Source organism: Pseudoalteromonas tetraodonis, assembly GCF_002310835.1.
Classification (GTDB): Bacteria; Pseudomonadota; Gammaproteobacteria; order Enterobacterales; family Alteromonadaceae; genus Pseudoalteromonas; species Pseudoalteromonas tetraodonis.
This window is the reverse complement of sequence record NZ_CP011041.1, coordinates 302,667-316,280: the sequence shown is the minus strand read 5'-3', so window position 1 is coordinate 316,280 and position 13,614 is coordinate 302,667. Positions and strand designations below refer to the sequence as shown.

11 protein-coding genes are annotated in these 13,614 nt (G+C 41.5%); 7 read left to right on the top strand and 4 right to left on the bottom strand.

The window, feature by feature from the left end; all coding sequences use genetic code 11:
- Positions 1 to 5: 5 nt before the first annotated feature.
- Together hslU and PTET_RS01430 are read left to right on the top strand one after the other, a co-directional pair.
- Positions 6 to 1,334 carry an HslU--HslV peptidase ATPase subunit gene (gene hslU / locus PTET_RS01435; RefSeq protein ID WP_013463899.1) on the top strand — a complete coding sequence of 443 codons (1,329 nt, stop codon included), beginning with the start codon at positions 6 to 8 and terminating at the stop codon, positions 1,332 to 1,334.
- A 65-nt stretch (positions 1,335 to 1,399) separates the two neighbouring features.
- Entirely contained in the window at positions 1,400 to 1,774 is a 375-nt protein-coding gene (locus tag PTET_RS01430; RefSeq protein WP_008115008.1) for a gamma-butyrobetaine hydroxylase-like domain-containing protein, read from the top strand.
- Positions 1,775 to 1,844: 70 nt separating this feature from the next.
- Here PTET_RS01430 and PTET_RS01425 read toward each other — a convergent pair whose 3' ends face one another.
- Positions 1,845 to 3,725 (bottom strand): methyl-accepting chemotaxis protein, encoded by a 1,881-nt coding sequence (locus PTET_RS01425; RefSeq protein ID WP_033104303.1) that lies wholly within the window; start codon positions 3,723 to 3,725, stop codon positions 1,845 to 1,847.
- 428 nt (positions 3,726 to 4,153) lie between these two features.
- On the opposite strand from PTET_RS01425, the gene rraA reads away from it, so the two are divergent.
- Together rraA and PTET_RS01415 are read left to right on the top strand one after the other, a co-directional pair.
- Positions 4,154 to 4,651 (top strand): ribonuclease E activity regulator RraA, encoded by a 498-nt coding sequence (rraA, locus tag PTET_RS01420; protein WP_008115004.1) that lies wholly within the window; start codon positions 4,154 to 4,156, stop codon positions 4,649 to 4,651.
- Position 4,652: 1 nt separating this feature from the next.
- Complete coding sequence (locus tag PTET_RS01415; protein ID WP_096038098.1) at positions 4,653 to 5,702, top strand: formimidoylglutamase; 1,050 nt, start codon at positions 4,653 to 4,655, stop codon at positions 5,700 to 5,702.
- Between the two features lie 6 nt (positions 5,703 to 5,708).
- On the opposite strand, the gene PTET_RS01410 is transcribed toward PTET_RS01415, so the two are convergent.
- Together PTET_RS01410 and hutI are read right to left on the bottom strand one after the other, a co-directional pair.
- On the bottom strand, positions 5,709 to 7,433 hold the full coding sequence (locus tag PTET_RS01410; RefSeq protein WP_096038097.1) for a GGDEF domain-containing phosphodiesterase: 1,725 nt from the start codon (positions 7,431 to 7,433) through the stop codon (positions 5,709 to 5,711).
- Between the two features lie 59 nt (positions 7,434 to 7,492).
- On the bottom strand, positions 7,493 to 8,740 hold the full coding sequence (gene hutI / locus PTET_RS01405) for an imidazolonepropionase (RefSeq protein ID WP_096038096.1): 1,248 nt from the start codon (positions 8,738 to 8,740) through the stop codon (positions 7,493 to 7,495).
- 110 nt (positions 8,741 to 8,850) lie between these two features.
- Here hutI and hutC point away from each other — a divergent pair, with 110 nt between their 5' ends.
- The 3 genes from hutC to hutH are packed head-to-tail and all read left to right on the top strand — an operon-like array spanning position 8,851 to position 12,810.
- Entirely contained in the window at positions 8,851 to 9,579 is a 729-nt protein-coding gene (gene hutC / locus PTET_RS01400) for a histidine utilization repressor (RefSeq protein WP_096038897.1), read from the top strand.
- Positions 9,580 to 9,601: 22 nt separating this feature from the next.
- Positions 9,602 to 11,281 (top strand): urocanate hydratase, encoded by a 1,680-nt coding sequence (hutU, locus tag PTET_RS01395; RefSeq protein ID WP_036955754.1) that lies wholly within the window; start codon positions 9,602 to 9,604, stop codon positions 11,279 to 11,281.
- Positions 11,278 to 12,810 (top strand): histidine ammonia-lyase, encoded by a 1,533-nt coding sequence (gene hutH / locus PTET_RS01390; protein WP_013463891.1) that lies wholly within the window; start codon positions 11,278 to 11,280, stop codon positions 12,808 to 12,810. Before hutU ends, hutH begins: the two co-directional genes overlap by 4 nt.
- On the opposite strand, the gene PTET_RS01385 is transcribed toward hutH, so the two are convergent.
- Positions 12,807 to 13,577, bottom strand: coding sequence for a Rossmann-fold NAD(P)-binding domain-containing protein (locus tag PTET_RS01385; protein ID WP_016899310.1), 771 nt, complete (start codon positions 13,575 to 13,577; stop codon positions 12,807 to 12,809). The genes hutH and PTET_RS01385 overlap by 4 nt on opposite strands.
- Positions 13,578 to 13,614 lie beyond the last annotated feature (37 nt).

Sequence of the window (13,614 nt, the reverse complement as noted above, 5' to 3'; positions counted from 1 at the left end):
TCGCTATGTCTGATATGACCCCAAGAGAAATTGTTCATGAGCTAGACCAACATATTATTGGCCAAGCTAAAGCGAAAAAAGCGGTTGCTATTGCCCTTCGTAATCGCTGGCGCCGTATGCAGTTAAACGAAGACTTACGCGCAGAAGTAACGCCAAAAAATATCTTAATGATTGGCCCTACGGGTGTAGGTAAAACTGAGATTGCTCGTCGTTTAGCAAAGCTTGCCAACGCACCTTTTATTAAAGTTGAAGCCACTAAATTTACAGAAGTAGGTTATGTCGGTAAAGAAGTTGAAACTATCATCCGTGATTTAGTTGATGTTTCAATTAAAATGACACGAGAGCAACAAACTAAAAAGTTCAAACATCGCGCTGAAGAAGCGGCTGAAGAACGTATATTAGATGTATTACTGCCTCCAGCGAAAGATCAATACGGTGAAGTTCAGCGCGATGAAAATTCATCGACACGCCAATCGTTTCGTAAAAAGTTACGCGAAGGCCAATTAGATGACAAAGAAATTGATATTGATTTAGCCCAAGCTCAACCTAATATTGAAATTATGGCTCCTCCTGGTATGGAAGAAATGACCAACCAGTTACAGGGAATGTTTCAAAACATGGGTGGTGATAAACGCACTAAGCGTAAGCTTAAAATTAAAGAAGCGTTTAAGTTACTTACTGAAGAAGAAGCCGGTAAACTGGTTAATCCTGAAGAATTAAAAGAACAGGCCATTTTTGCAGTAGAGCAAAACGGCATTGTGTTTATTGATGAAATAGACAAAATTTGTAAACGTGGTGAAGCCTCAGGCCCAGATGTAAGTCGTGAAGGTGTACAACGTGATTTACTTCCGCTTATTGAAGGCTCTACCGTTAATACTAAGCACGGCATGGTAAAAACTGACCACATGTTGTTTATTGCCTCAGGCGCATTCCAAATGTCTAAACCATCAGACATGATCCCTGAGTTACAAGGCCGTTTACCTATTCGTGTTGAACTTGAAGCACTCACAGCCGATGACTTTAAACGTATATTAACTGAGCCACACGCGTCACTTACTGAGCAACAACGCGAGCTACTCAAAACAGAGCAAGTCGCTATTGAATTTAGCGACGACGCAATTGAGCGTATTGCTAAGGCAGCATGGCAAGTAAACGAAAAAACCGAAAATATCGGTGCGCGTCGCCTTCATACAGTTATGGAAAGGCTAATGGAAGAGATTTCATATGACGCTTCTGAAAAAGCGGGTTCAAGCCTTGTTATCGATGCCGCCTACGTTGAAAAACACTTAGGTGCGCTAGTTGAAGATGAAGACTTAAGTCGTTTTATTCTTTAATTGAAAACACAAACAGTTATACTAAAAGCCTCCAATATGGAGGCTTTTTTGTAAGCGAGATGACGATGAAACAAGTTACAAAAGTGCACTATCATAGTGTGAGTAAAAATTTAGATGTTTATTTTGATGATAACTCTGAAGTTATATTTAGCGCTGAGTTTTTACGGGTACACTCTCCCTCAGCAGAGGTTCAAGGCCATGGATCTGAGCCTATGAAGTTAGTACTAAATAAACAAGCAGTGGGCATTAAAACCATTACGCCGGTAGGGCATTACGCGTTACGTTTAGAGTTTGACGATGGCCATAACAGCGGGCTGTTCAGCTGGCAATATTTTGCTAAATTACAAGCTGAACAAACAAGCTTATGGGATACGTATTTAGAGCGTGTTAAACAACATGAAAACAACAAAGACAGCGTACCCATAAAGTTTGTCCCCTAGTATTTAGTCTGAACTTATACTCTGTGAATGAGAAAAAAGCGGCAATTAAGCCACTTTTTTCTGTTAGTAGTTAAACCTTATATTTTGAAATCGCTTGATGAAGTACCCTTGCTTGCTCAGAGACCTCTTCACTGGTTTGCGCATTAGTTTGTGAGTGAGCCGCAGCCCCCTCTGCAATATCTCGAATACGGACCACGTTTTTATTTACCTCAGAAGCCACCTGACTTTGCTCATCAATAGCAGTAGCAATATGTGTACTCATTTCCATAATAGTTTGCACATCAATGGTAATTGATCCTAGCAGCTCACCCGCTTTTGTTGCTTGTGTAGCACTTTCGCCACCTTGAGTACGACATTGGTGCATGATACTCACAACTTCTTGAGTACGCTGTTGTAGGGTGTTAATAATGCCCTCTATTTCGCTGGTTGACTCTTGCGTACGCTGTGCAAGTGAGCGCACTTCATCTGCAACAACCGCAAAGCCACGACCTTGTTCACCCGCTCTCGCCGCTTCAATGGCAGCATTTAAAGCAAGTAAATTAGTTTGCTCTGCAATCGCACGTATCACATCAAGTACAGAACCTATGGTTTCACCATCTTTTTCTAGCTGAGACACCACGCTGGAAGCTTTACCAAGTGAATCGGATAAGGCATTAATATGCTTAATAGTTGACTCTACTTCAACCTGACCTTGCTGGGCGCTTACATTGGTCGATTCAGCTTTTTTAGCGGCGGCTTCAGTATTGTGTGAAATATCTTGAATCGTTGCCTGCATTTCTGTAGCAGCGGTTGCTACCATATCCGCTTCATGCAATTGCTCTTGCATACCAGAGCTAGTCGCTGAGGTTGTTTCAGATAGGTTCCCTGTTGCTATATTAAGCGTTGTTAGAGCCGTATTTACTTCGTAGATGAGATCTTTAAAGTCACTAATTAAACTATTAAAGTCTATGGTCATCCTCGTTACTTCATCTTTCCCTTTATGCTCTATAAACAAGCTTAAGTCATTGTTTTGTCTTATCTTATCTATTGCTTGATAAACTTTTTCAATAGGCTGGATAATTGAACGACTGGTCAAGTACACAAGTAGCATAACGATGATACTAGCAATTATAAAAATGACTATTGCTAATAATTGCGCCTGCTGCGCCGTTTCAGTTACTTGCTCTTTAGTCGCATTAGTGATCAAAGTGACCACTTCATCACTTTTCTTGACGCTTATTCTCATTTTCCCTAGAGCACCCGAATTTAAATCGACGCCTAATTCCACCTGCGCCTCTACCAATGCAGTAAATTTATTTTGGTAGTTGGTCATTAACGTGGCTAATTGATTACGTGTATTATTGGGTAACTCTGCAGCATTTACTTGTTGTTTTAACTCGCTTGCTAATTTATTAAATCGATCTAAATACTTGGTATCTAAACGTAGCATAAAATCTTTTTCAGCTCGACGCAGCTGTAGCATAGTGGTGAGTAATTGGTAATTATTTTGCTCACTAAGCAATGTTTCTATTTTATGAACTGCTTCTCTCAGCTCGCCATATAAAGCGTCTTTTGGGTGCAACCCGATTTTACGCTGTAGTTTTACAACATTTTGAAAGTCGTCATAGTACTGTTGGGCTAACGTAGAAAATTGATTGACCTGAGCCGTAGCAATATTTAAATCTGCAGATAAAACAGATAGCTTTTCTAGTTTAAATTGTAGTTTTTTATATTCTTGTGCAAATAGCTCTAAACTAGACTCATCTTTGTAAAACAAAAAGTCTTTTTCGTATTTACGCATCGAAAGCTCATGCACATCTAGCTCTTCAGCGTACTGAATAGTTTCATTTAATTTAAGCATAATACGTGCTTCATAAATGATGATGCACAGCATAACAATCATGGCTAAGCCAACGATTAATGCGTTAAATTGTAAACGACGTTTAATCGTTAGATTCTGTAAAAAGTTCATTGTAAATACCTATATTAAATTTGCCAGTTCAGTATGACGTGATGCTTTCTTGTATTAACATAATTTTGTTACATGAAATAAACAATAATGCCTATCATTAAAAACCATAAAAAAGGGCTACCAGTAAAATTTAACCATTAACAAACTCCCTTTATACAAATGGACAATATAATCATCGGCCTAATCACAGTATTGTTTAATTTTATCAGTCTCGCCAATCAGAACTTAAATCTCTCGCACTTATAAGCGCTCACCCCATAGCTTTAAAAATATTTATTTATAAAGATGACAATTTAATTAAAAAATTATGAGTCGTGTTATTGATTTAGTTCTATTTCTGGCTAAATTTACTGCAATTAAGTCGTTGTTATTGAATATAAGGAGGGTATACTAAGTTACTAACTTATGTATCTTTTGAGGATAAAATAATGGATTACAGCACTTCTGATTTATGTGACCATTTCGCTGATGTGGTTGACGTGCTTGAACCTATGTTCATCAACTTTGGTGGTCGACACAGTTTTGGTGGCCGCATTAAAACGGTAAAATGTTTTGAAAATAATGAACTGATCCGTCAATTGCTTTCTCAAGATGGTACAGATCAGATTTTACTTATTGATGGTGGTGGCTCCACTCGCAGAGCCTTAATTGATATTGAACTGGCTGAGCTGGCACTTGAAAACAATTGGCAAGGTATTATTGTATATGGTGCACTGCGCCATGTTGATGAACTTGAAGAACTGGATTTAGGAATTCAAGCCATTGGATCAATTCCGGTTGCAGCTGACAGTGAAGGCGCGGGTGAAAGCGGCATAGGCGTTAACTTTGCGGGTGTATCATTTTTCGATGATGATTTTGTTTATGCCGACAGTACAGGTATTGTACTTTCTGCTGAAGAATTAGAGCTAGAAATAATAGAACTGTAGCGTGACAGCACACCTTAAAGTATATAACGAAAGCACGCTCAAGGGCATTTGTTCTAACCGTGTAGGTGAACAAAAAGCGTGGCAGTCAGTGGCATTACTTGACGCAAACGTTAATATACAACAAGCGCTTACTGATGCTGCACAGTTTGGTATGCGCTTTGTTTTACTGGGCGTTTGCGAAGACATTGGACCTAGAGCCAATTTAGGTAAAGGCGGAGCACAGCATGCTTGGCCCGCTTTTTTACAACACTTTTTAAACCAACCTCACAATCACGCTATTGCCATGCAAAAATTGTTACTGCTTGGCGAAGTAAACCTCGATGACTTAATGGAACAAGCACACCCGCTTGATAACCAAAATCCTCTCGATTTAGACCAATTACGTCAGTTGTGCGCTGAGATTGATGTGCGGGTTGAAGCAATTTTAAGCATGATTTTTAAAGCAGGTCTTGAACCCATCATTATTGGTGGCGGACATAACAACTGCTTAGGTATTATTCGCTCGCTTGCAAAATATAAAAACAGCGCAATTAACGCCATTAATTTAGACCCCCATGCCGACTTTAGAGAGTGTGAAGGCAGACACAGTGGCAATGGTTTTCACTACGCCTATCAAGAGCAGCACCTTAACAGTTACCATGTAATTGGCTTACATGAGCTTAAAAATAATCAACAAATTTTTAATGCGATGCAAAGTGCAAAATTTAGTTTCACCAGCTATCAAGCGATTAATGTTAGGCGAGAAACAAGTTTAACGGAAGCAACTAACAATGCACTAAACGCATTTGATAACGCACCGTTAGGAATAGAAGTTGATTTAGATAGCCTAACCAACATGCCTGCAAGCGCATTTAATTATTGCGGTTTTGATGTTAGCGATGGCGAGCATTATGTTTATTTAGCTGCAAGTAATCATCACAGTGCTTATTTACATTTATGCGAAGCAGCACCGTCGCAACATCCTCACTCTCTTGCTGCAGGTACATTACAATGTGGTCAAGTTATCAGCGCCTTAGTAAATACCTACCTACAAACAAAGCAAAAAATCTAATCTTCCCTAGTCTTCTTGTGCCTGTAACCACTGTTTAAACCAACTCATTAACCCTAAACTACTTAAAGGGTGTCCGAAGTAGTAGCCTTGTGAGGCATAAGCTTTCAAACTTTTCACAAATTTAAGTTGGTCCAGTGTTTCAACACCTTCAAAAATCACTTTTGTTTGTTGCTGATTATGCATTTCTACCATACCGCTTACTAAGCTGCGTATATTATTTTGATTACTAAAGTCAGCAGTTAAGGCAGGAGATACCTTAATATACTCCACCGCTAAACTTGGTAATTTAGACAGTAATACGGGGTTATCTCCCAAGCCATCAACGCATACTTTTAAACCTAAACTGTTAAGCCTTGCGATCATGGCTCTGCCTTTATCATCTAGGCTGGTAAAAACATGAAGCGGACATTCAATAATTAAATCGCCTGGCCTGAGTTGATGCTCACCAATGACTCCGTAAACAAAATCAACAAACTCTTCATTGAGCATTTCTGGGCCAAATAAATTAACACTCAAAGGTACCGACATCCCTTCCATGCGAAGTGCCATGGCTAATTCGCCAGCACGCTCTATAACAAAGGTAGCCAGTGAATAACCAAGCCCTGCAATTCTAATATCATTTATAAATCGGCTTGCCGATAAGGTGCCTTGCGTGGGGTGTTGCCAACGTAATAACAATTCTAAAAATTCAATTTGGCCATCGCCGTTGCGAATAACGGGTTGAAAAAACAGCTCAAACTCATCAGCAAAGCTGATATTCGCAAGCTCTGTTAATCGCGCTTGTTGCTCTAAATGCTCAACCGTCATTTGTTGATGATAAGCCACTATTTGTTTACTTGGCTGACTATCAAGTGCCAAATACGCATAACTAATTAAATCATCAAAGCTCGTACTTTGTTGATCGCAATGAACATAACTGGCTCTTACCTTTACTTCAATAGTGCAATTAGCCACGTTAAAGGGCTTTAATGTAGCGCCAATAATTTGCTTGATAAGCTGTTGATGTAAATGATTATGGCTTTGTAGATCACAAATAAACGCAAAATTTAACCCGCCTAAATGCGCTAATTTAGCATGCGGAGCAAGGAACAACACTTCATCACTGTCTAGTAAGTCTTTTATTCGATTTGCCGACTGCGACAACAATAAGTCACCAAAATCTCGTCCAATATGCTGATTTACCTGCGCAAACCCCTCTAGCCTTAATACAATAAGTGCGGCTCTGAATGAACCTTCATTGGTAAGCTCATTATACTTTTGACGTAACTGTTGTTTATCGGGGAAGCTGGCTAAGGGTGAGTTTTCAACATACACCTCAGGCTCGGTTTGCGGCTTTAAAGGCGCAGTAGCTTTAGGCTCATTATCAGCTAAAAAACCACTGACTGAGAGCAGTAAAATAGCCATGAGCAACCACGCTAAATGCAGCGTAAAAAAGAGATACCCTATTAATAATAAAACAAGAAATGCGCTTGCACAGGCACTGATAAGAAGCGGTTTTTTTTGCTTTTGTAACTTCGCTTGATATAAATTAAAACCAAAACCTAGCGCTAGTAAAATAGCGAGCCAAGGTATTGCACTACTGACCATAGCTAAGCCAATGAGCCCAGTACATAAAAAGCTGAGTCTCATTACGTTACTTTTAACGGTTAATAGCGTGGCAACCATTGCCATTAAAAGTGCACCACTTAAAAAAATAGCTAAATTGCTGTAGCTCAATAACGTTCCATCCATAGCTGACGTACTCACTGACATTAAATAAAACATAGGTTTAAGAGTTAATTTTATACAAACTAACTAAGTTTACCCAATATCCATAGATTTAACAGTTTATTTACCCCAAACTGATAACTTAATTGTGCAGGGTGGTCAATTTGCCAATGAGCGATATCTGCGCGAGCGCCAACTTTTAATACCCCTCTATCAGTAAAACCTAAAGCACGAGCCGCATGTGCTGTTACGCCAGTTAATGCCTGCTCTGGGGTGAAATTAAATAAGGTGCAGGCCATATTCATCATTAATTGCAACGAACACAAGGGTGATGTGCCGGGATTAAAGTCACTGGCGATCGCAATGGGTACTTTGTATTTATTTAACAGCTCAATTGGTGGGTATTTCGTTTCTTTTAAAAAATAAAAAGCCCCAGGCAGTAATACCGCCACAGTGCCTGCGTTTGCCATAGCTTTAACGCCTGCTTCATCAAGGTATTCTAAATGATCAGCCGACAGGCCATTGTATTGTGCTACCAGCGCTGCACCGTGTTGATTTGATAATTGCTCGGCATGACACTTGATTGCCAAACCCTGTTTTTTAGCTGCATCAAATACGCGTTGAGTTTGTGCGTAGCTAAAGCCAATGTCTTCACAAAATACGTCAACGGCATCTACTAGGTCATTTTCAACAAGCGTGCTTAGCATTTCATTGCATACCAAATCTATGTAATCATCACTGCGGTTTTTAAACTCCAAAGGTAGCGCATGTGCCCCTAAAAAGGTGTTAACTACTTCAATGGGGTGATGTTGATTTAACAGCCTAGCCACCTCCAATATTTTTTTCTCATTGCCTATATCAAGCCCATACCCTGACTTAATTTCAACCGTCGTCACCCCTTCAGCTAACAATGCATTTAAACGCTCTTTTGCTGCTACAAATAACTGTTCGTGGTCAGCCTCTCGGGTTGCTTTAACTGTACTTGCTATTCCCCCTCCCTGCGCGGCTATTTGCTGATAGCTCACGCCCTGCAAACGCTGCTCAAACTCTTGCGCACGAGAACCGGCAAACACTAAATGTGTATGGCAATCAATTAAGCCTGGGGTTAACCATTGTCCTTTTACACTTAATATCGGGGTGGCTAACACATCAAAATTAGGTAAATCAGCTTGTTTACCTAGCCACACTATTTTGCCATTTTTAATAGCTAGCGCCGCATTTTCTATCGCCCCATAAGGCGCATCAATATTGCTATCCATGGTCGCAATGTTGGCATCTGTGAGCAATAAATCGATATCATTTAACTGTTCTGTAGATTCTGTGGCTTGCATAAGTTTCTCCGCGATAATGTTCAAACGAGTTTAACAACACATCTTGTATATACAAGGTAATTATGCCATCTTATTAAGTATTGTTTATTTTTAATACACCAAAAGCGTTTATGCCAACACCTAAATTTACACAAATAAAACAGTTTATTGTGGACAAAATACGCAGTGGGCTTTGGCTTGAAAACCAACGCGTGCCCTCAGAAAATGAACTGGCAAAGCAGTTTGCGGTAAGCAGAATGACCGCACGTCGAGCGTTAAGTGAGCTAACTGATACAGGCATTTTAACCCGTAGCCAAGGGCTAGGTACTTTTGTCGCAAGCTTTAAGTCGCAGTCATCATTACTCGAAATAAAAAACATTGCACATGAAGTCAAAGAGCGAAACGGAAACTACAGCTGCACAGTACAGGTGTTGGAATCAATCAATGCCGTGGCGCCAATTGCTATTGCTTTAGGTGTTGAGGTAGATAGTGTGGTGTACCGAAGTGTCATTATTCATAACGAAAATGACAGCCCCTTGCAAGTTGAAGAACGCTTTGTAAACCCGTTACTTGCCAAGGATTATTTACAACAAGATTTTACCGCTCTCACCCCACACGAATACCTATCAACAGTTGCCCCATTAACACAAGCAAGGCATACCGTAGAGGCTATTACACCAAGCAGTGAAATGTGTCAATGGCTTAACCTATATAACGAAGAGCCTTGTTTACAAGTAATACGCCGCACTTGGTCGGTTAACGGGATTGTTAGCTTTGCACGACTTATATCGCCGGGCAGTAAGTACCGCTTGGGCGGACAATTAACATTTAAAAATAATAATAAAGCGCATAACGCATAACACTATTTAACAGGAGTGAACAATGAATCATCGACTGGACACACAGCGCACAATACGCGCGCAACATGGCAATCAAATAACCACCAAAAGCTGGCAAACCGAAGCGGCTAAACGCATGCTAATGAATAATTTAGACCCTGATGTTGCCGAGCACCCTCAAGCTTTGGTGGTGTATGGCGGGATTGGCCGTGCTGCCCGTGATTGGCCAAGCTATGACAAAATAATTGAAACGCTTGAACGCCTAGAAGATGACGAAACTCTATTAGTGCAATCAGGCAAACCGGTGGGTGTATTTAAAACTCATAGCAATGCACCACGTGTGTTAATTGCCAATTCAAACCTAGTACCGCACTGGGCAAACTGGGAGCACTTTAACGAGTTAGATAAAAAAGGCTTGATGATGTATGGCCAAATGACCGCTGGGTCTTGGATTTACATTGGCTCTCAAGGCATAGTGCAAGGCACTTACGAAACGTTTGTGGCTATGGCAAAACAGCATTTTGCTGGTAATGCTAAAGGTAAGTGGGTATTAACGGGTGGCCTTGGAGGTATGGGGGGCGCACAACCATTAGCGGCTACTATGGCAGGCTTTAGTGCCTTGGTGGTGGAATGTGATGAAAGCCGTATCGATTTTCGGATAAAAACAGGATATGTCGATGTAAAAGCCACAGATCTTGAGCATGCACTAAAATTAATAACAGATGCTTGCATAAAAGGAGAAGCGCTTTCTGTGGGGTTACTAGGTAACGCCGCCGATGTGTTTAGTACCTTGGTAAAGAGTGGTATTACTCCCGATATAGTTACCGATCAAACCTCAGCTCATGATCCACTTAACGGTTACCTGCCACAAGATTGGAGTATGGAATACGCAGCTAAAATGCGAATCGATAACCCACAAGCAGTTGTAAAAGCGGCTAAACAGTCAATGGCAGTCCAAGTAAAGGCGATGCTGGCACTACAAAAAGCGGGCGCAGCAACAACCGACTATGGCAATAATATTCGTCAAATGGCCCTAGAAGAAGGCGTGAGTAATGCATTTGATTTCCCTGGGTTTGTGCCTGCGTATATTCGTCCATTATTTTGTGAAGGTATTGGTCCATTTAGGTGGGTAGCGCTATCTGGCGATCCTGAAGATATTTATAAAACCGATGCAAAAGTAAAAGAGCTCATTCCAGATGATAAACACCTGCATAATTGGCTTGATATGGCGCGTGAGCGAATTCAATTTCAAGGCTTGCCTGCACGTATTTGTTGGGTCGGTTTAAAAGATAGAGCGCGCCTTGCTGTTGCCTTTAACGATATGGTTAAAAGCGGTGAGCTTAAAGCGCCGGTAGTTATTGGACGGGATCATCTCGACTCAGGCTCAGTTGCCAGCCCTAACCGTGAAACTGAAAGTATGAAAGATGGCTCCGACGCGGTCTCCGATTGGCCACTATTAAATGCCCTGCTTAATACCGCAGGCGGTGCTACTTGGGTATCACTTCACCATGGCGGTGGTGTAGGCATGGGGTTTAGCCAGCACTCAGGCGTAGTGATTGTTGCCGATGGTACTGATGAAGCAGAGCAGCGTCTTGCTCGAGTATTATGGAACGATCCCGCCACCGGTGTAATGCGCCATGCTGATGCGGGTTATGAAATTGCAAAAAACTGTGCGCAACAGCAGCAGCTAGACCTACCAATGCTTAATGAGGACAAGTCATGATTTCATATACACTCAAACCGGGTCAGCTTGACTTAAACACGCTAAGAAAAATTAACAAATCAGCCATACACTTAACTCTGGCCAATGATGCACAGGCGCAAATAGCTGCCAGTGCTCAAACAGTCCAAAACGTGATAAACGAACATCGCACTGTATATGGTATTAATACTGGCTTTGGGTTATTGGCCAATACTAAAATCGCTGACGATGAACTCGAACTATTACAACGCAGTATTGTGCTTTCACACGCCGCAGGTATTGGTGAGTTAATGGATGACAGCACCGTTAGATTGATGATCACACTAAAAATAAACTCTTTATCGCGCGGTTATTCTGGTATTCGCTTAGCTGTGCTTGAGTTTTTTATGCAGCTGCTTAAAAGTGAAGTTTACCCTTGCGTGCCTAAAAAGGGCTCAGTGGGTGCATCGGGCGATTTAGCACCGCTTGCGCATATGTGTTTGCCTTTATTAGGTGAGGGTAAAATGCGTTATCAAGGTGAGCTGATAAGCGCTACACAAGGGCTAAAAATTGCAGGTCTTGAGCCACTAACATTAGCTGCAAAAGAAGGGTTAGCCTTATTGAATGGCACCCAAGCATCCACTGCATTTGCACTACAAGGCTTATTTAGAGCCGAAGACTTGTACGCACAAAGCTGTGTTATTGGCTCTATCAGTATAGAAGCGGCCATGGGCAGTCGCGCGCCATTTGATGCGCGTATTCATGACATTCGTGGTCAGCAAGGGCAAATAGATACGGCTCACGTATTTAGAGAATTACTCGATAGCCACTCACAAATTAGTGACTCACATATTAATTGTGAAAAAGTACAAGACCCATATTGCCTGCGCTGCCAGCCGCAAGTTCTTGGTGCATGTTTAACCCAAATACGTCAAGCCGCCGAAGTACTACTGTGTGAATCAAACGGAGTAACCGATAACCCTCTCGTATTTGCCGATGTAGGGGATATTATTTCAGGCGGAAACTTTCATGCTGAGCCCGTTGCTATGGCCGCTGATAACCTGGCGATTGCTATTGCTGAAATTGGCGCCTTAGCTGAGCGACGTATTGCTCTATTGATTGACTCTAATTTATCTAAATTACCGCCATTTTTAGTAAAAAACGGTGGGGTAAATTCAGGATTTATGATTGCTCAAGTCACCGCAGCTGCACTGGCCTCTGAAAACAAATCCTTAGCACACCCTGCTTCGGTAGATAGCTTACCGACTTCAGCAAATCAGGAAGACCATGTTTCTATGGCAACGTTTGCAGCACGACGACTAGTTGATATGGCTAATAATACGCAAGGCGTACTGGCCATAGAATGGCTCAGTGCTGCCCAAGGGCTTGAGTTTAGAGCACCACTACGCGCGTGTGATAAAGTAGAAAGTGCCAAAGCACTGCTACGCCAACATGTTAGCTATTACGACAAAGACCGGTATTTTGCTCCCGATATTGAAGCGGCCAACACGCTACTAAGTGAAGGTAAGTTGTGTGACTTCATAAGCCACTCCCCCTTACCTTCTTATTAAATACCATACTGATAACTAAAACCCAGTGCTTCTATCGCTGAGCCAATAACTTTGCGCTCAGCGACCTCATTACTACTAAAGCTCGGCATTTGTGTGCCATACAGCTCACACTTTTGTGCATAATAATCTGCTTTGGTCGGGTGCGCTGGGTTCACCACGTTATAAATGCTCTGTCCTTGCGACCAGTTATTAAGGACCGCATAAATAGCATTGATCACATCTTGTTGATGCACCATATTCACCACTTGCTGACTAGAGGTATTGAGTTCTTTACCCGCCACAAAACGACCAGGCTCTCTATTTGGCCCCAACAATCCGGCTAAGCGAAGCACTTTACCTTGCTGTTCAAGCACTTGCTCTTCAGCGTCATACAGCTTTATTTGTCGCTCGTTAGTGCCTGATATATCGCTGCTTTCACTATAAACGCCAGGTTCTTGATCATACACCCCAGTCGATGAGCACAATAAAAAGCCTTTGCAATTAAGCTCAGTTGCCAGCTTTAACGCCTGCTCAAGCACTTGCGGATAATCACTTTCGCTATCTCGACTGCGAGGCGGGATTGCACAGACCCAATACGCATTTTGTAAATCTACTTGGTGCTGCAACTCACCGTTTTGTAAAACAAACTGACGTTCAAAATCAAATTGATGAGTGTCACTACGATGAGTTCCTTGCACTTGCCAACCTTGTTTTTGTGCATCAATACATAAGGCTTGGCCAAGCCAGCCAGCGCCAAGAACGACTAAATTATCTTTGTTGGTTTGCACTTTATTTACCCTTATTAAAACTCAATCAACGCGTTTT

What these genes read in the sequence shown, in the direction of transcription:
- hutC (WP_096038897.1), top strand. Translation starts at nt 8,851, where the DNA reads ATGCCAACACCTAAATTTACACAAATAAAACAGTTTATTGTGGACAAA.
- hslU (WP_013463899.1), top strand. Translation starts at nt 6, where the DNA reads ATGTCTGATATGACCCCAAGAGAAATTGTTCATGAGCTAGACCAACAT.
- rraA (WP_008115004.1), top strand. Translation starts at nt 4,154, where the DNA reads ATGGATTACAGCACTTCTGATTTATGTGACCATTTCGCTGATGTGGTT.
- PTET_RS01430 (WP_008115008.1), top strand. Translation starts at nt 1,400, where the DNA reads ATGAAACAAGTTACAAAAGTGCACTATCATAGTGTGAGTAAAAATTTA.
- hutH (WP_013463891.1), top strand. Translation starts at nt 11,278, where the DNA reads ATGATTTCATATACACTCAAACCGGGTCAGCTTGACTTAAACACGCTA.
- hutI (WP_096038096.1), bottom strand. Translation starts at nt 8,740, where the DNA reads ATGCAAGCCACAGAATCTACAGAACAGTTAAATGATATCGATTTATTG.
- PTET_RS01425 (WP_033104303.1), bottom strand. Translation starts at nt 3,725, where the DNA reads ATGAACTTTTTACAGAATCTAACGATTAAACGTCGTTTACAATTTAAC.
- hutU (WP_036955754.1), top strand. Translation starts at nt 9,602, where the DNA reads ATGAATCATCGACTGGACACACAGCGCACAATACGCGCGCAACATGGC.
- PTET_RS01410 (WP_096038097.1), bottom strand. Translation starts at nt 7,433, where the DNA reads ATGGATGGAACGTTATTGAGCTACAGCAATTTAGCTATTTTTTTAAGT.